The sequence below is a fragment of the Bradyrhizobium sp. LVM 105 genome, assembly GCF_003957705.1.
GTDB lineage: Bacteria > Pseudomonadota > Alphaproteobacteria > Rhizobiales > Xanthobacteraceae > Bradyrhizobium > Bradyrhizobium frederickii.
The window spans coordinates 147504-164918 of the sequence record NZ_QZMV01000011.1; the positions used below are offsets into that span (position 1 = coordinate 147504).

The 17415-nt window shown below is 61.4% G+C and carries 14 protein-coding genes; 1 reads left to right on the forward strand and 13 read right to left on the reverse strand.

Annotated features, from left to right (window positions below; genetic code table 11):
- Positions 1-96 precede the first annotated feature (96 nt).
- Positions 97-453: a cupin domain-containing protein gene (locus tag D6B98_RS26965; protein ID WP_126260013.1), complete on the reverse strand. Its 357-nt coding sequence runs from the start codon at positions 451-453 to the stop codon at positions 97-99.
- Between the two features lie 13 nt (positions 454-466).
- The gene (locus D6B98_RS26970) at positions 467-1390 is read right to left on the reverse strand and encodes a 2-hydroxyacid dehydrogenase (RefSeq protein ID WP_126260015.1); all 924 of its coding nucleotides are present in this window, start codon (positions 1388-1390) and stop codon (positions 467-469) included.
- A gap of 374 nt (positions 1391-1764) precedes the next feature.
- Between D6B98_RS26970 and D6B98_RS26975 the strand changes: the two genes are divergently transcribed.
- Entirely contained in the window at positions 1765-2643 is an 879-nt protein-coding gene (locus D6B98_RS26975) for a GNAT family N-acetyltransferase (RefSeq protein WP_126260016.1), read from the forward strand.
- A gap of 227 nt (positions 2644-2870) precedes the next feature.
- Here the strand turns inward: D6B98_RS26975 and D6B98_RS26980 are convergent, their stop codons facing one another.
- The 11 genes from D6B98_RS26980 to D6B98_RS27030 all read right to left on the reverse strand — a co-directional run bounded on the left by D6B98_RS26980 (position 2871) and on the right by D6B98_RS27030 (position 17386).
- Positions 2871-4199: an aspartate aminotransferase family protein gene (locus D6B98_RS26980; RefSeq protein ID WP_126260018.1), complete on the reverse strand. Its 1329-nt coding sequence runs from the start codon at positions 4197-4199 to the stop codon at positions 2871-2873.
- A gap of 80 nt (positions 4200-4279) precedes the next feature.
- Positions 4280-5446 carry a phosphotransferase enzyme family protein gene (locus D6B98_RS26985; RefSeq protein WP_245481473.1) on the reverse strand — a complete coding sequence of 389 codons (1167 nt, stop codon included), beginning with the start codon at positions 5444-5446 and terminating at the stop codon, positions 4280-4282.
- Positions 5447-6063: 617 nt separating this feature from the next.
- Positions 6064-7239 (reverse strand): Gfo/Idh/MocA family protein, encoded by a 1176-nt coding sequence (locus D6B98_RS26990; protein WP_126260020.1) that lies wholly within the window; start codon positions 7237-7239, stop codon positions 6064-6066.
- Positions 7240-7252: 13 nt separating this feature from the next.
- Entirely contained in the window at positions 7253-8308 is a 1056-nt protein-coding gene (locus tag D6B98_RS26995; protein WP_126260022.1) for a sugar phosphate isomerase/epimerase family protein, read from the reverse strand.
- A 477-nt stretch (positions 8309-8785) separates the two neighbouring features.
- Entirely contained in the window at positions 8786-10504 is a 1719-nt protein-coding gene (gene phaC / locus D6B98_RS27005) for a class I poly(R)-hydroxyalkanoic acid synthase (RefSeq protein WP_126260024.1), read from the reverse strand.
- Positions 10505-10616: 112 nt separating this feature from the next.
- A complete protein-coding gene (locus D6B98_RS27010) occupies positions 10617-11993 on the reverse strand; it encodes a sigma-54-dependent transcriptional regulator (protein ID WP_126260026.1) in 1377 nt (458 codons plus the stop codon).
- A complete protein-coding gene (locus D6B98_RS27015; RefSeq protein WP_164718882.1) occupies positions 11983-13824 on the reverse strand; it encodes a sensor histidine kinase in 1842 nt (613 codons plus the stop codon). The genes D6B98_RS27010 and D6B98_RS27015 overlap by 11 nt, the downstream gene beginning before the upstream one ends.
- A gap of 49 nt (positions 13825-13873) precedes the next feature.
- On the reverse strand, positions 13874-14878 hold the full coding sequence (locus D6B98_RS27020) for a cytochrome d ubiquinol oxidase subunit II (protein ID WP_126260031.1): 1005 nt from the start codon (positions 14876-14878) through the stop codon (positions 13874-13876).
- Positions 14875-15117, reverse strand: coding sequence for a cytochrome ubiquinol oxidase subunit I (locus tag D6B98_RS42010; protein ID WP_502699938.1), 243 nt, complete (start codon positions 15115-15117; stop codon positions 14875-14877). The genes D6B98_RS27020 and D6B98_RS42010 overlap by 4 nt, the downstream gene beginning before the upstream one ends.
- On the reverse strand, positions 15084-16013 hold the full coding sequence (locus tag D6B98_RS27025) for a cytochrome ubiquinol oxidase subunit I (protein WP_502699933.1): 930 nt from the start codon (positions 16011-16013) through the stop codon (positions 15084-15086). Before D6B98_RS27025 ends, D6B98_RS42010 begins: the two co-directional genes overlap by 34 nt.
- A gap of 50 nt (positions 16014-16063) precedes the next feature.
- On the reverse strand, positions 16064-17386 hold the full coding sequence (locus D6B98_RS27030) for an NAD(P)/FAD-dependent oxidoreductase (RefSeq protein ID WP_126260033.1): 1323 nt from the start codon (positions 17384-17386) through the stop codon (positions 16064-16066).
- Positions 17387-17415 lie beyond the last annotated feature (29 nt).

A 17415-nucleotide genomic window follows, 5' to 3' on the forward strand; every position in this document is an offset into this window, starting at 1 on the left:
GAGAATGAATTGTCTGGCGGCGTTGCATCCGGTCAGACGCGGCCCTGAAGGTCGAATATTCGGTGCGCCGTTTCCAGTGCGGCCCTCGGCACCGCCTCAGTCATAATGGCAGACGTAGATCTTTCGCACCGTCTCGATCGTGCGCCAGACTCCGACGAAGCCGGGTTTCATCACAAAGCTGTCGCCAGCGCGGTAACTCCTGACCTCGCCATCCTTTTCCTCGATTTCGATGAGGCCCGAGAGGATGTGGCAGAACTCGAAGGTGGTGCCCTTGATGGAATGGGTCTCGCCCGGTGTCGCTTCCCAGACGCCGGTCAGCACCTTCTCGCCTTTCGAGGCATCCTGCGCCCAGGTCTTGAAGGATGGACTGCCCGAAATGAGCCGTTCCGGAGCGGGCACGGCGTGCTTTGGTTCGAAGTCCGGATTGGTGTCGATGGTGACCAGAAGTGACATGGCATCTTTCCCGTTAGTAGCCGAGTGTTCGATCGACGAGGCCGACCGGAATTTGTCCGGCGCGGTGAAGCCGGATGTTCTCTATGACGGATTGTGCCGCCGTATGCGGTTGTGTCACGGACGCGATATGCGGCGTGATGATCACCTTCGGATGGGACCAGAGTGCATGGCTCTGCGGCAGTGGCTCGGGATCGGTGACGTCGAGCATGGCTGCTGCCAGGTGCCCGCTGTCGAGCGCCTCGATGAGTGCGCCCTGGTCAAGCTGCGGGCCGCGGCCTACATGCAGCAACCTTGCTCCCGCTGGCAAACGCGAGAAGAGCTTTGCGTTCAGGATGCCGCTCGTTTGCTCTGTCAGCGGGAGAAGGCAGACAAGGATATCCGTCCCTTGCAGGAAGTCCCCAAGCTGATCGTCGCCCTGAAAGCAGGCAACTCCCTCGACCGTTTTCTTGCTGCGGCTCCACGCAGCAAGGGGGAATCGAAACGGCTTCAGGCGATCGATTGCAGCTTGCGCCAGCCTGCCAAAGCCCAGGAAACCCACGCGCCGATCGGTCGCCTGTGGCGTTGCCAAGGCCTGCCAAAGTCCCCTGCTCTGCTGCTCCCCATAGGCGAGCATCTCGCGATGCAGCGTCAGCACGCCAAGGACGACGTATTCCTGCATCATGCGTACGATGCCATCCTCGACCATGCGCACCAGCTTCACGTGATCCGGTATGGTCTCCGGCTTGAACTGATCGACCCCCGCACCGAGCGAGAAAAGCACTTCCAGATTGGGAAAGCGCGAGACATCCTCTGGCACGTTCCAGGTCAGCAGGTATCGTATGCTTTCCGGATCGATGGATTCGTTACAATGGTAGAATTCCAGATCAGGAAGCTCACGCGCAAACGCCTCGCGGAAGACCGCGCCCCTGGCCGCGTCAGAATTGAAGAGAAAGGCCATCGATGCACCCGCCGTGTCACGCGGACAGTCGCGTACCGGGATCCTCGGTCATTCTTGCGCATGAGGCGGCCTCATTTGGCATTTCGCCGCCGACGAAAGCGAATTGCCTCGCAAGATCTCTTCTAGCACTCATGGTGGCCCGCTCTGTCTGCGCAATTTGCGAATTTCGAGAGGGTAGCTGCAGGAAGGAGCTTTCCCTGCCGAATTGCGCTGCACGACAGCCTGAAGATTTCGAAAACTTGCCCTAAACCGGCGAAAACTGCTGAGTATTCGTGCCATAATGCGGCGGAGCACGTCTGCTGTCCTATTGTGCTTCGGGACAAAAGGCAGGATGTCCCAGGGACCTGGCATCGTGCAAGAATGGATGAGGCTGAATGGGACGAACGGTACGCGTGAAGTCCTTTGAACTCGCTGCGAAGGACATCAACGAAGTCGATGTGAAACTGCTCCATGCGCTCTCAATTGGGGTCGGCTGGCCGCATCGGCCCAAGGATTGGAATTTCTTGCGTCGCGCAGGCCATGGCATCGTCGCGGTCGACGGCATCGGACGCGTCTTCGGCAGCGCGATGTGGTTCCCACACGGCCGCGAATTCGCGACGATTGGCTTGGTGATCACATCGCCTCGCACCCAGGCGCAAGGCACTGGGCGATGGCTTATGGAACAGGTCTTTGAGCGCTGCGGCGGTCGGAATCTGAGCCTCAACTCCACTGACGCCGCGTATCACCTCTATCTATCGCTGGGCTTCACCAAAGAAGCCGTCGTATATCTTTGGCAGGGGGAGGTCGTATCATCTCTCCCGGCGGTGCCAGTTCTGGACGGCGAATTGCACTCGCTTTCGGCGGAGAATGTCGAAGAGATAGCGGCACTGGATGAGCGCGCCTTCGGAACGAACCGCCAGAAGCTGCTTGCGTTGCTTGCGGAGGGGGCATCGATCTGCGTTCTGCGCCGCGGCGGCGAGACCGTCGGCTACTCCATGAACCGCGAATTTGGACGCGGTCATGTGATCGGCCCCATCGTCGCCAACAATGATTGTGACGCGATCCATCTCACGGCCGTGCATCTCAGGGATCTCGTCGGACGATTTGCCCGCGTGGATACGCGTGAACAGATGGGCCCCTTTGCCGACTTTCTTCAACAAAGCGGCCTCGCAATGAGCGATACTGTCACGACCATGTCCAAGGGACGGCGATTCCTCAACCGAAAGGAAAACGAGCCGTGGGTCTACGGATTGGCCGGTCACGCCCTGAGCTGAATCCGCCAAGCGAACTGCCCCATTGATGGCTACAGAATACCCATAGCGAGATACCGACATCTGGGATTGTTTCGCAGCCGTGCTGCGCGCCAACAAGCTACTGACTTGTCCAGCAGGCACGGGCAACGATTTCCTCGGCCGCGCCGTATCGCGGACGATCGTCATTCGGCTTTAGCGCACGCATTCGGCCCGAACTGGCGCATGCCATCGGCTCGCAGAGTATGTATCTAGCCTGCGACCCTGATGAGGGCGCGCTCCATGGATGCAAGGAATAGATCAACATGCTCCGCCTGGCAAACGAGCGGAGGACGCACCTTTAATGTATCCTCATTGGCCCCTGTGGTGCTGATAAGTACGCCGTCATCCCGCATCGCGTTGACGACATCCAAAGCCATTGCGCGCCGGCCTGCCGCCGGGGTGCCCTCCGCCCCCATGTCGACGCCAAAGAAAAGACCGGCGTTTCGGATCGCGCGCACCTCATGACGCTGCTTTGCTAGCTTCTCCAGTCCGGCGCGGAGGCGCTCGCTCACCGCGAGTGCCTTTTGCGGGATTTGGTCGCGCTGCAGGATCGTTAGCACGGCCTCCGCGGCGGCTATTCCGACTGTGTTTCCGGCAAACGTGTTCGAGTAGCGAGAGGTGGCACCAAATTGCTCCATCGGCGCTCTGCGACCAACCACAGCGCCAATCGGAAATCCATTGCCCATCGGCTTGCCGAGGGTAACGAGATCCGGAACGATCCCATGTCGCTCGAAGCCCCACATGTAAGCGCCGGTTCGCCCAAAGCCCGGTTGAACTTCGTCGGCAATGACCAGACCACCGGCCTCTCGCACCGCCGCAGCTCCACCGGCAACAAAGCCGGGAGGATCTACCCACACACCATCGCTAGAGAAAATACTGTCGATGAGCAGGGCCGCAACGCCAATGCCACGACGCTTCAGATCCATGATGGCCGAACGAATCTGCATCTCGAAGAAGTCCGCAGCCTGGGCTTCCGGTACGCCCGCCGGCCCAGGCAGGGACACCATCCGCACGAATGGGCTGAGCTTGACGGCGTCTCCCAGGTTTGGCGAAACCGCGGCGGTCGCCGCGCTAGTCCCGTGATAGGCATAGGTAGAAACGATCACGCCTTCCTTGCCGCTCGCGCACCGCGCAATACGCAGGGCCAGATCGTTGGATTCACTTCCCGTGCACGTAAAAACCACCCGATCGAGCTCGTTCGGGAAAGTACCGACCAGCCGCTCGGCATAGTCGACAAGCTTTGGCTCCAGATAGCGCGTGTTGGCGCTTATTAGGCCCGCCTGATCGGCCATTGCCGCGTTTACTTCCGGGTGGCAATGGCCGAGACACGGCACATTATTGTAGAAGTCAAGATAAGCTCGGCCGTCGGGATCGTAGAGCCACATACCCTCGCCGCGAATGAAGTGCACGGGCCGTCGGTACTGGAGCCGATAAGAAGCGCCCAGAACCTTGTCACGGCGAGCGATGAGCTCGGATTCACGCCTGGGAAGCTCGGACTCGCCAGGTCGGTAGCGATTAGGCATGAGGTCTGTGGACATGTGCTGCTTGCCTTTTTGAAAGGGTACCCTGGTCACTTCGCAATTATGCGATCCTGTCGATCGAGCGAACCTAAACGGCGCTACGGCAAGGCCGACGATGCAGCTGCCACGACTGCCGCCTCGCCCGAGGTCACATCGAGAGGCGTTAGGATAGAAAGGCCGCGCTCGGCACGCGCGACGTTCTTCTTGATGTACTGGGCCTCGGCCGGAAAAAGGTGAGAGCGCCAACAGTTGACCAAGATCAATGCGCTTTGTCGCGCTCGCATCAGTCCGACCAGGAGTCTTGCTTCCAGCCTCGAAAGCGGAATGACAGAAGCATAGCCGGCAATAAGATGTTCGGCCCCGCCCAATGCAAGCTTGGGATCCGTTACGACGTGACTTGCTGCGATCGCCAGATCCTGGATCCTTGGGCTCCAGCAGCCGTCCCCAAAATCGATGAAACCTACTGCCTGGCCAGTCACAATCATGTTGAACGGGCTGGGATCGTTATGAGTAACCTGCCAGACGAGGCTCGAGATCTGTGGTTCAACAAACTCCACATACTCCACCATGGCGGCGCGAACGCTGTCCGCAATGCCCCCGCGTGGCAGGTACTGCTCTAGCTCCAGCAACCGCGACCAGCATCCGACATGCCAAAGAACGGGCCGATGGGCTGCGAGCACGTTGACTTGCGCTAGGGCTAAATCAAGCCGAGCGAGGGCGCGACCAGTCCGAAAAAGCAGGTCTGGACTGTGCGTCGCCTGGTGCAGCGGAATGCCCTCGATCCGGGTCTGCAGGTACCCGCAGACTCCCTCCTGCTCAAACATCAATGCGCCGGTGCTCGTACGGAGCACTGTGGGTGCAACAAAGCCAGCCGCCCCTTGTAAGCCTGCTATGGCTCCAGTTTGGAAACGAAAACTGTCAAGCGCCGCCGGTCTTGTCGACGTCTTCAGGATTAGCCGTCGACCGTCTGGTAGGTTGACTTCAACGGTGCGCTCGACCTCGGAGCACAGGTTCGCGATCGAAGCCGTCAATCCGTAGTGGCGCTTCAGCAATGTCTCCGACATATCCGGTTCGGAGGTGTCCGACCGCATGGTTAGGGCTGCGGCAGCCGCGCGAAAGTAGGCTTCCGTTGAGTGGGATGCACAAGAAAGATGGTCGCGCCTCGCGACAGCCGAGCCATTGCATTGCCCTACTTCTGCATCATTCACCGCCACGATCAGCCATTTTGAAATAATCCCAAGCCGTTCGTCGGCGTGCCATGGCAATTAGAAGTCACGCATTTCCGCCGGAAGCGGCCCTGTCGTTGGCTCCTATCCGTCTGGCTTGTTAACCGAGCATAGCCGTAGGCATCCGGCAGAAAGTATCGCAATCCACACTCATTCAGCAGAACGCCCTCCGGCCCCCTGGAAAACCGGCATGACCTTCCGGGACACTCGATGCAGCGTGAGCATGCTCGCGCTCGATCCCCCAGAACGCGATTCGTTCCTGCGACGCGATCGGCAAACAACTGGAGAGTTGAGCACACCGCCGGCTTTTGGCAATTCGAACGCGACGAGAGTTGGGTGCGCGACGAGCATCCGGTCGAACGGGGCCGGGAGACTGCGGCGCCGGCAAGCCAGCGCAGATGTGACTCGGGTGGCGGTCTCCACGCCAGCTGGCGCTCCGTAGCCTTCTCCGATCATCGGCACACATGCTGATCGCCTTTTGCTTTTGAGCTGTCCCCCGTCGAGCCATGGCGCGCGGGACTCGCAAGCGATCGAAGCTAGCCGGCCACCCGACCACCGAAGGGCGCATTGATCTGATCAGGTTCGAAGCGGCGAAGCGATCCCGTGGAACGGTACGTCGATGGCCTGACCGAGCGCCTCATGACAGACGCGAGCCGTTACGTGATCCGAACCCAGGTGCCTTTGCATGCCGAGGACTTTACAGCAGCATCGATGAACTTCACGCCCGCCAGGCCATCCTCAACGGTCGGGAAGATAACTTCGGGATCGGGCTTCTCATCGGTTCTTGCGCCGCGAATGGCGCGCGCTGCCTCGGCATAAATGGTTGCGAAACCTTCAAGGTAGCCCTCGGGGTGACCGGCGGGGATGCGGGTGACGCGGGCCGCTTCGCCCAAGGCACCAGCGCCGCCGCGGGTCAGCAGCTGCCTAGGCCGGCCGTAAGCCGTGAACCAGAGCTGGTTCGGATTCTCCTGTGCCCATTCGAGGCCGCCCTTGCTGCCGTAGACGCGCAGCGTAAGGCCATTCTCGTTGCCAACGGCGACCTGGCTCGCCCACAACATGCCCTTGGCGCCGCCTTTCCACTTCAGGAGTATCTGGACATCATCATCGAGGCGCCGGCCCTCGACGAAGGTCGACAGCTGGGCGAGCAGTTCGTCGAGCTCGAGGCCGGTGACGAAGCAGGCAAGATTATAGGCGTGGGTGCCGATGTCGCCGATGCATCCGCCGGCGCCGGACCGGGCCGGGTCCGTGCGCCATGCCGCCTGTTTGTGGCTGCTTGCCTCCAATCGCTCCGTCAGCCAGTCCTGGAGATATTCGGCCTGGACCAGCCGGATCTTGCCGAGCTCCCCGTTCAGGATCATGGCCCGGGCCTGCCGGACCATGGGATAGCCCGTGTAGTTGTGCGTCACCACGAACACCCTGCCCGTCTTCCTGACCAAGGCCACGAGCTCCTCGGCCTCTGCAACGGTCGTCGTCAGTGGCTTGTCGCAAATGACGTGAATTCCGGCTTCCAGGAACACCTTCGCGACCGGACTGTGCACGTGGTTGGGCGTCACGATCGAGACCGCCTCGATGCCGTCCGCTCGGGCAGCTTCCGCCTTGGCCATCTCCTCGAAGGAGCCGTAGGCGCGGTCGTCGGCGATGCCGAGCTCCTTCGCGGAGGCTTTGGCCCGGATCGGATCCGAGGCGAGCGCACCGGCCACGAGCTCGAACTGGTCGTCGATGCGAGCGGCGATGCGATGGACTGCGCCGATGAAGGCTCCCTGGCCTCCGCCAACCATGCCGAGCCGGATGCGACCGCGATGGCCGGCTTCGTTGCTTGCTTCGATCGTCATTTCGTCTCCTCCCTCAGGAGATGCCGAGCATCTTGCGGTTCGCGGCATCGTCGGTGCCGGCGCCTGCGAAATCGTCGAAGGCCTTCTCCGTGACGCGGATGATGTGGCTCTTGATGAACTCGGCACCTTCGCGCGCGCCTTGCTCGGGATGCTTCAGCGCACATTCCCATTCCAGCACCGCCCAGCTGTCGTAATCGTATTGCGTGAGCTTGGAGAAGATGGCGCCGAAATCGACCTGACCGTCGCCGAGCGATCGAAAGCGACCGGCACGGTCGACCCAACTCTGGAACCCGCCATAGACGCCCTGGCGGCCGGTCGGATTGAACTCGGCATCCTTGACATGGAATGCCTTGATGCGCTGGTGGTAGATGTCGATGTAGTCGAGATAGTCGAGCTGCTGCAGCACGAAGTGCGAGGGGTCGTAGAGCAGGTTCGCGCGCTTGTGACCGTTCACCCGCTCGAGAAACATCTCATAGGAGATGCCGTCGTGAAGGTCCTCGCCCGGGTGGATCTCATAGGCGAGGTCAACGCCGTGCTCATCAGCAAAATCGAGGATGGGCCGCCAGCGCCTGGCGAGCTCGTCGAAAGCGGTCTCGACGAGACCGGCCGGACGCTGCGGCCAGGGATAGACATAGGGCCATGCAAGTGCACCGGAGAAGGTCGCTTGCGCCGTGATTCCAAGCCGCCTGGACGCCAGGATCGCGCGCTTGACCTGGTCGACGGCCCACTCCGTGCGGGCCTTGGCGTTGCCGCGCACCTCCGGCACGGCGAAGCCGTCGAATGCCGCGTCATAGGCCGGGTGAACGGCGACGAGCTGACCCTGCAAATGCGTCGAGAGCTCGGTGATCGCAAGCCCGTGTTGGGCCGCGATCCCCTTCACCTCGTCGGCATAGTCCTGCGATTCCGAGGCCATCTTCAGGTCGAAGAACCGCCCATCCCAGCTCGGAATCTGGACCCCCGCGTAGCCGAGCGAAGCCGCCCATTCGCAGATCTTGTCGAAGGAGTTGAACGGCGCCGCGTCGGCCGCGAACTGGGCGAGGAATATCGCCGGTCCCTTGATCATCTTCATCGAATGCTTCCTTATACGCGGGGTGTGCCAGGCGGCGCAGCCGCTGAGCTCCCTATCCTACCAAACGCTTCTCCCCGCGCTTGTTTCCAGACGAGATTTTCATACCCACTTCGAACATTGCCCACGGGGCTGACGCGTGCCGCCTCACGGCGTTTCGGCGTCCCACATTGCCACTGTAAATTATCGTGTCTCATTGCTGGGGTGCAGTCCAGTGCACTCGATATCTCGACTGCACCCGCAGTCTCAAAGATTAAGTGCGGTCTACCGGACTTGATGATGTGATCCGCTTTTGCGTCGATGAGGTCGCGAAATTCACGATCTTGCTCGCTTCCGAAGAGGCCTCCGCCTGCACCGCCCAGCACTACATTGTCGACGGCGGTTGGGTGGGAGAATGCCAATACCGCCAAACCAACCTCGCCGCTTCGACTGCTTCGGAACGAACTCCGGCCTCCGGTAGATCCATGCGCCACAGACGCGTCAGTCCGCCTTGGCCTTCACATATCGACCGGGTGCGGATTCGCCCGGCGGATAACGATTGCTGCCGAGCTGCGCGCGCGCCGGATGCTGCACTTCCGCCCATGGCTTTAGCCACGCGATCCAATCGTTCCACCAACTGCCCGGCTTCTCGTCCGCACTCGCCAGCCAGGCTGCCGGGTCGTCACATCGATCGGACGATATCCAATAGCTTCTCTTGTTCTTCGCAGCCGGATTGATCACACCAGCAATATGCCCGCTCGCACCGAGAACGAAGCGGATGTCACCGCCGAACAGGCCTGTCGTGCGATAGGCGGACCGCCACGGCACGATGTGGTCTTCAACGGTCGCCAGGACATAGGCCGGGAGATCGACCCGTCCCAAATCGACCGGTGTGCCGCACATCGTCAACCTGTTCGGCACCCGCAGATTGTTCTCCAGATACATGTTCCTGATGTACCAGCAGTACATCGGTCCCGGTAGATTGGTGACGTCGGCGTTCCAGGCCAGAAGATCGAACCGCTCGGGCGGCCGTCCCTTCAGATAATTGTTGATCACGTTCGGCCATATCAGCTCTTTCGAGCGCAGGGTCTGAAAGACGAATCCGAGCTCCGCGCCGCGATAGATGCCACCTTTGCCGATCGTCTGCTCGCGCTGGCGCACGGTCTCCTCGTCCACGAACACGCCGAGATCACCGGGTTCGCGGAAATCGAGCATGGTCGTCAACAGCGTCGCGCTGGCGACCGATTCATCGCCGCGTGTCCGCAAGATTGCGAGTGCAGACGATAGAATGGTTCCTCCGACGCACCAGCCGACGGCATGGACCTTGTCGGCGCCGGATATCGAACGGGAGACATCGATGGCGCGCATCGCGCCATCCTCGACGTAATCATCCCAGCTGAAGTGACCGCACGAATGATCAGGATTGCGCCAGGACACCATGAACACCGTCAAGCCGTTGTCGACCGCAAAGCGCACGAAGGAATTGGTTGGCTGCAGGTCAAGAATGTAGAACTTGTTGATGCAGGGTGGCACGATCAGCAGCGGCCGAGCGGCGACCCGTTCGGTCGCCGGTTCATATTGAATGAGCTGAAACAGATCATTCTCGAACACGACCGCGCCCTTGGACGTTGCGACGTCCTTGCCGACCTCGAACGCGCTCTCGTCCGTGATCGTCAGGTTGCCCTTGCCCAGATCAGCCATCAGATTGTCGAGGCCCGCCTTGAGGCTCTGGCCTTCGGTCTCGGTGGCAAGCTTGATCACGTCGGGATTGGTTGCAACAAAATTGGTCGGGCTCATCGCCTCGACGAACTGACGCGTGAAAAAGCGCAGGCGGTGCTTTTCCTTCTCGTCCATGTCCAGCGCTTCGACGAAGTCAGTGCAGTAGCGCGAGTTCAGCAGGTAGCATTGCTTCAGTATGCGATAGAGCGCACTCTCCCGCCATTCAGTGCCATGGAACCGACGATCGCCGCGCGGGGTTTCGACACTCTCTTCACCCTGCTCTGCGCCTGCCGATTTGATGATGTGCTCCGAAAGCTGATACAAACCCTTAAGATAGTCGGCCTGCAGTTCGGCAATGCGTTCCGACGAACCCAGAGGTGAATTGACCGCCGTGCCCTCGCGCTCGCCATCCGCTGCCCCGCCCAGCGATCGCCAAAAGCTCGCGCCCGCCTTCATGAATCCATCGACAAATTCGTCCGGCATATTGAATGGCCGATTCATCAGATGCTCCTCACTCAGCAAAACGGGATGACGTGTTGCGTTTCCGATTCCGGGCAGCTTCTATCTGGCGCCCTTGGCTCTTGCATCCGTCAGTCGGATGTCATTGCCTTCGTCAGGTTCCGGAGCGGACGGTCGCGCCTTCGCGAATTCCGTCAACGTTCACGGCAAGGCGCTTGATCTTGTCGTATAGCGTCTGCTTCGGGATACCCAACAGCGCAGCGGTTGCCTGGACATCACCCTGCTTGCGCCGCAGCCCATCCTCGATGATCGACCGCTCGATGTTCTCGAGTTGGCGAGGCAGCGACGGATCCGAGGAGCCAAGCCCGGACTTTCCGATCGCCTTGCCGTCGAGAACGCCGAGCACAAAGCGGTCGGCAACATTGCGAAGCTCGCGTACGTTCCCCGGCCACGGATAGGCCAGCAGGTGCGACAACGTCTGCTCGTCCAATATCGGCGCGTCGCGCTCGAAGCGCCTCGCGGCATCCAGCGTGAAGTGCTCGAACAGCAGAGGAATGTCCTCGCGTCGCTCGCGAAGCGGCGGCAGCTCGATGAAGGCGACACCGAGGCGGTAATAGAGATCGGCGCGAAACTGCTTCTTTTCGCTCAGATCCAACAAGTTCGTCTTGCTCGCCGCCACGACCCGGCAATCCACGGAGATCGGCTTGTTGGTTCCGACACGCTCGATCGACCGATCCTGCAGCGCCCGCAGCAGTTTCACCTGCACGCTCAGCGGCATACTTTCGATTTCGTCGAGGAACAGCGTTCCGCCATTCGCATATTCGATCTTGCCGATACGCTGACGGGTGGCGCCGGTGAACGCCCCCACCTCGTGACCGAACAGCTCGCTCTCGACGAGCGATTCAGGCAGGCCACCGCAGTTCACCGCGACATAGTTGCCGGCGCGGCGGCCGCTGTGATTGTGCAGACAGCGCGCGACGACATCCTTGCCGGTTCCGGTTTCGCCATAGATCGTGACGTCGACATTGGTTGCGGCGAGCGTAGACACGAGCCGGCGCACTTCCTGGATCTGCGGCGACCGGCCGAGCAGGCTCGCTTCGATCCCGTGGCGGTCCGACAACGCAGATCTTAACAAACGCACTTCGAGGGTCAGGCGCCGCTTTTCCACCGCCCTGCGCACCACCGAGACCAGCTGCTCCGAGGAACACGGTTTCTCGATGAAATCGTAGGCGCCGTTGCGCATCGCCTGCACGGCCATGGAAATATCGCCGTGCCCGGTGATGAGGATCACTGGCAGATCCTGATCCAGCCTGCGCAGATCGGATTGCCATTCAAGGCCGCTCTTGCCACGCAGACGCACGTCGCAGACAACGACAAATGGCATGTCGGAGCGTATGGATGCGCTGGCGGTCTCAACCGAAGCAAATCCCGAGACCGATAACCCGGCAAGTTCGAGCGCCTGAACGCCGCCTATGCGGACATCCTCGTCGTCTTCGACATAGATCACGCCGATTGATTGGTCATCGCACATGCGAAGCCGCCTCTTTTACGTCAGCCAGTGGGAGGATCACGACAAACTCGGCACCGTCAGGCACGAGATTTCGAGCACGCAGTTCGCCGCCAAAGGAGCGCGCAATGTGGTTCGACAGCATCAGGCCGAGACCGAGCCCCTTGCCCGCGGGCTTGGTCGTCACGAACGGCTCGAACATGCGCTGCAGAACATCGGAGGCGATCGCGGGACCGCTGTTGCTGATCGTGATCCGGCAGCGGTCGGCCTGCCCCTCTTCCCTCGACGCCCGGATTAGGATCGATTTGCGCTCGACGCTCTCCACGGCGTCCAGCGCGTTCCCCACGATGTTGCCCAGCAGCTGCTCAAGCCGCGTCTGATCGGCAACGACCTTGAGATTTGCGTCAATGTCCGTCACAACGGCAACCTCGCCCTCCTTGACACGCCCCGCGAGGATCTTGAGCGATTCAGAGACAGCATGTTCGACGCAGACCGCGTCAAGCGGGCTGCTCGACTTGTAGGCGAAAACCCTGAGCTGGCCGGTCAGGCGCCCGAGCCGGCGCACCAGCTCGCCGATTCGGATGAGGTTTCCGCGAGCGTCGCCGACAGACCCGCGATCGACGAGCAATATTGCGTTGTCGGCCGCGGTCTGCAGCGCAGCCAAAGGCTGGTTCAGCTCATGCACCAAGCCGGCTGACATCTGGCCGAGAGCCGCCAGCTTGCCGGAGTGAACCAGTTCATCCTGCGCGGCCCGTAGTTCGGCGGTGCGTTCCTGCACGCGGGTCTCGAGCATGTCGTTCGCCGCCTGCAACGCCGCCTGGTTGGCCAGGCGCTGCTTGATCTCTCTGCGACGCTGCATCACCAGACCGAGCGCCAGCAAGGCAACGATGGAGGCAAGACCCGACAGTGCACCGATGATGAGCGCGGTTTCCCGTGTCGGCGCCTCGTCGTCGAGCAAGACAAGCTTCCAGGCACCGCGATTGATTGGAAGCTCGCTGACAGTATAAGCAGTGCCGCTTTCGGTGGTGATGCGTGCAGCGCCGCCTGCGGACTGAGTGACGACCTTCCATCCGAGCGGTGTCAGAGGGTGGTCTGCGTAAGGTTTGGACCGGGCAATGTCTTCGCGCATTTCACGCGACAGCGGCGCCATCGCGCGATAGCGCCACTCGTCGCGGGAGGCGAGTATCGTGACGCGGCGCTCGTCGACGAGCAGGATGTCGCCCGCAACATCGCGCCACCCGCGCTCGAACGGATCAAGATTGACCTTGACCGCCGCAATGCCCTTCGTCACGCCGCCGTCCTTAAGGGCATAGGAGAGATAGTACCCGGCACGCGCACTGGTGATACCAACACCGAAGAACGCCCCCCGGCCGCTGGCGAGAGCCTCGCTCACATAGGGTCGATAAGACAGATTTCGGCCGACCGGTGTGCCCGGGTCCTCGAAATCGGCCGCGGCCAACGCTTCGCCGGAGACGCTGAGGACGTAGAGGTTGTCGGCCCCGGCGAGCAGATTGATCGACTTCAGATACAGACTGACCGATTGCTGCAGCGCGGCATCGGCGGGATCGTCGAATAACCTGAACACGCTCGGAGACGTCACGAGCAACGACGGCAGATATTCGAACCTGGAGAGATGACCGTCGAGCCTTGCCGCTTCAACAGCAAGCCGCTGCTGGGCAGCACCGTGCAAATGATCCAGTCCGCGCTGGAACGCCACAGCATAACCTAGCCATGAAGCGGCAGCGATCAGGGCAAGGGCAGCCGTTCCACGAACAAGCCAACGCAGGGTTCCCGATACCACCAAAGGAGCTTCGGGCCTCCGCTTCGTGTTCACCAGGGATAGAAGCTCCGTCATCGTGAGAACCAAGACAAACCGGGGAGCGCCGACCACCGCAGACGACCACTCACGCATAATCCAACTCTATGGTCTTGCTCCGGAATACGCGATAGGAAAAGCCGGTATAGGCGACGATGACCGGCAGCGTGACGCAAACCCCGATCAGGATGACTTTGAGCGAATCCGGGCTGCTGGCGGCCTCCCAGACCGTGAGCCTGTCGATCACCACGAAGGGATAGATGCTGTAGCTGAGGCCGAGGAAGCTCAGCAGGAAGACGAGGACAAGCAAGGCAAACGGCAACCAGCACAGCGCGCCGCGCACGGCCGGCGAGTTGAGCAGGAGGCGCACTGTCAGCAGCGCGATGCCCGACGTGATCGGGATCGACGCCACCGCAATGATCGCCGGCAGGGTGAACCATCGCTCGCGAACGGACTCGCTGATCCACGGTGTCGCCGTCGAAATCAGGATGAGACCCAGGACCATCGGCGGCCAGGCGATCTTGCTCCACTCGATCGCCTTGTCCTGAAGCGGGCCGCCCGTCTTCATCACGAGCCATGTGGCGCCGAGCAGCGCGTAGGCCATTGGCAGCGCCAGCGCAATGGCGCCGGCAAAGATCGGAAAATTCCAGCCCTCGCCGAAACCGCTGATATAGCGACCGAGCATCCAGCCCTGACACACGGACGCGAGCATTGAGCCTGCGATGAACAGGCGGTCCCACATCGCCTTCCGGCTGGCCTTGGCCTTGACCCGGAAGTCGAAGGCTGCACCGCGCAGGATCAGACCGACCAGCATGAGCGTCGTCGGCAAGTAAAGTTCCGAGAGCACCAGCCCGTGCGCCTTGGGGAAGGCAACCAGGAGAAGACCGACACCCAACACCAGCCAGGTCTCGTTGGCGTCCCAGAACGGGCCGATGGACGCGACCATGGTATCGCGCTCCTCAGGCGTCGCCCGATGCATCAGCATCCCGACCCCGAGATCGTATCCATCGCTGACGACGTAAACGAGCAGCGAGACGCCCATCAAGCCAATGAAGATCAGCGGAAGCAGTTCGTCGAACGACATCGAAGTCATGCGAATTCTCCCCGGCCCTGATATTGCTGGCCCGCTGAAGGACTCACCGTTGTGATTGCGTTCAGTTTCTTGTCGGCGGTCTCCGACATGTATTTGAGCACCCCGACATAGGCCAAGAGCAGTGCCAGATAGACCACAACATAGATCGCGAGCGTCAGGGCGATGCTCGATGACGGGACACGCGAGGCGACGTCGCTGGTCCGAATCAGGCCGGCAACGATAAAGGGCTGGCGTCCGATCTCGGTGGCAGGATCAGGCTGGCGAGCTTCGGCACCGCCAGCTCGAAACGGTTGGTTCTGGCCGCATCGTCCGGGATCGCGAACAGCAGCAGCGGCGCGCCGCGCGTCGTTTCCCAGATGCCTTCCATCGCCGCGATCTTCTGCGGCTGATGCTTGAGCGTATTGAGCCCGTGAAAGTCACCCGCCACCATCTGTGCCGGCGCCACCAGCGCGGCGAAAACAAGCCCGGTGCGCAGCACGCGTGATGCGCTGGTTGTCGCGACTCCCTTCAGGAGCTGCCAGGCACTGATCCCGATCAGCAGGAACGCGCAGGTCAGCGCAGATGCCAGCACCATATGAACCAGACGATACGGAAAGGATGGATTGAAGATGATCTCCAGCCAGCTCCGCGCATGAAACTGGCCATCGACGATTCCGTATCCCGCCGGCGTCTGCATCCACGAATTGAGCGCAAGGATCCAGAATGCGCTCATCAGCGTGCCGAACGCGACGAGGAAGGTCGCGCCCAGGTGAACCATCTCGCCGACCCTGCGATGGCCGAACAGCATGACGCCAAGAAATCCCGCTTCCAGAAAGAACGCCGTCAGCACTTCATAACTGAGCAGCGGACCGGCGATATTGCCGACGCGCTCCATGTAACCCGGCCAATTCGTGCCAAACTGGAAACTCATGGTGACGCCGCTCACCACCCCGAGCGCAAATGTCAGGGCAAACACCTTGGTCCACAGGCGGTAGGCGCGAAGCCAGTCGAGCTTCTGCTGCGCATCCTTCGCCCGCAGATGCTTCATCCTGAAGAACAGCAGCACCCAGCCGAGCGCAATCGAGATCGACGGAAACAGGATATGGAACGTGATGTTGGCGGCGAACTGTATGCGCGCAAGGAATACGGCATCCATGAACATTCCTCCCGCTTCACGCGGACCCCCGCGCCCGAATCAATTGCGCATCAATGAAGCTTCACATGCGGCTCGGTGCGCCGCGTGATCAGCCGCGCCAGCGTGTCGAGCGCAACCTTCACCGAGCCATGCAGCGCGTGTTCGTGCATCTTGTAGAGCGATAGGTACATCATCCTTGCGAAGATGCCCGCGAAAACGAGATTGCCGCCCACCAGCGCGCCCATCATCGAACCGACCGTGCTGAACTCGCCGAGCGACACCAGGGAGCCGAAGTCCCTGTATTTGTAATCCTTGATCGGCTCGCCGCGCAGATAGCGCGGAATCTGGGAATAAAGATGCGAGGCCTGCTGGTGAGCCGCCTGCGCGCGGGGCGGCACCGTTCCGCGCTCGCCCCATGAACAGGCGGAGCAGTCGCCAATGGCAAAGATGGCGTCGTCGTGCGTTGTCTGCAGCGTCGGCCGGACCGCGAGCTGATTGATGCGGTTGGTCTCGAGGCCGGCGATGTCCTTCAAGACATCAGGCGCCTTGACGCCCGCCGCCCAGACGATCAGTTCGGCGGGAATGGTACGCCCGTCGGTCAGGCTCACATAGTCGCAGCCAACTTCCGAGACCTTGGCGCCAACAAGCACATCGACGCCCAGCCTGCCGAGCAGCTTCTCCGTCTCCTTCGACACCCGTTCGGGCAGTGCGGGAAGCACGCGATCGGCGGCTTCGATCAGCGTGATCCTGATGTCCTTCTGGGGATCGACCTGGTCGAGGCCGTACGCCACCACCTCACGCGTCGTCCGGTGCAGTTCGGCCGCGAGTTCGACGCCGGTCGCGCCCGCGCCGATGATCGCGACTTTCAACTGGTGCGCACCGAGCGGCGCCGACTGGGCATGGGCGCGAATGCAGGCATTGACCATGCGTTCGTGGAACCGCCGCGCGTCCGCCTGCGATTCAAGCTTGATCGCGTGGCTGACGACGCCCGGAGTGCCAAAGTCGTTGTTCTGGCTTCCGATGGCGATGACAAGGACGTCATAGTCAAAGGTCCGCTTCGGCGTGACTTCGCGGCCTTCGGCGTCGAAATACGCCGCCACCTGCACCTGTCGGCGGTCCCGATCGATCCCGATCATGTCGCCGATGCGGTAGCGAAAGCCGTGCCAATAGGACTGCGCGAGGTAGTCGACCTCGTGAGCCGAGATATCCATGCTGCCGGCGGCGATTTCATGCAGCTTCGGCTTCCACACATGCGTGCGGTTGCGCTCGATCAGCGTGATATCGAGCTTGCCCTTGCGCCCATACTTGTCACCAAGGCGCGTCGCAAGCTCCAGTCCGCCGGCTCCGCCTCCGACGATCACGATCCGGGATTTTCCCGATTGCGGCTTACCCATGCTGGCCTCGATCGATCGGGTTCGTCCTC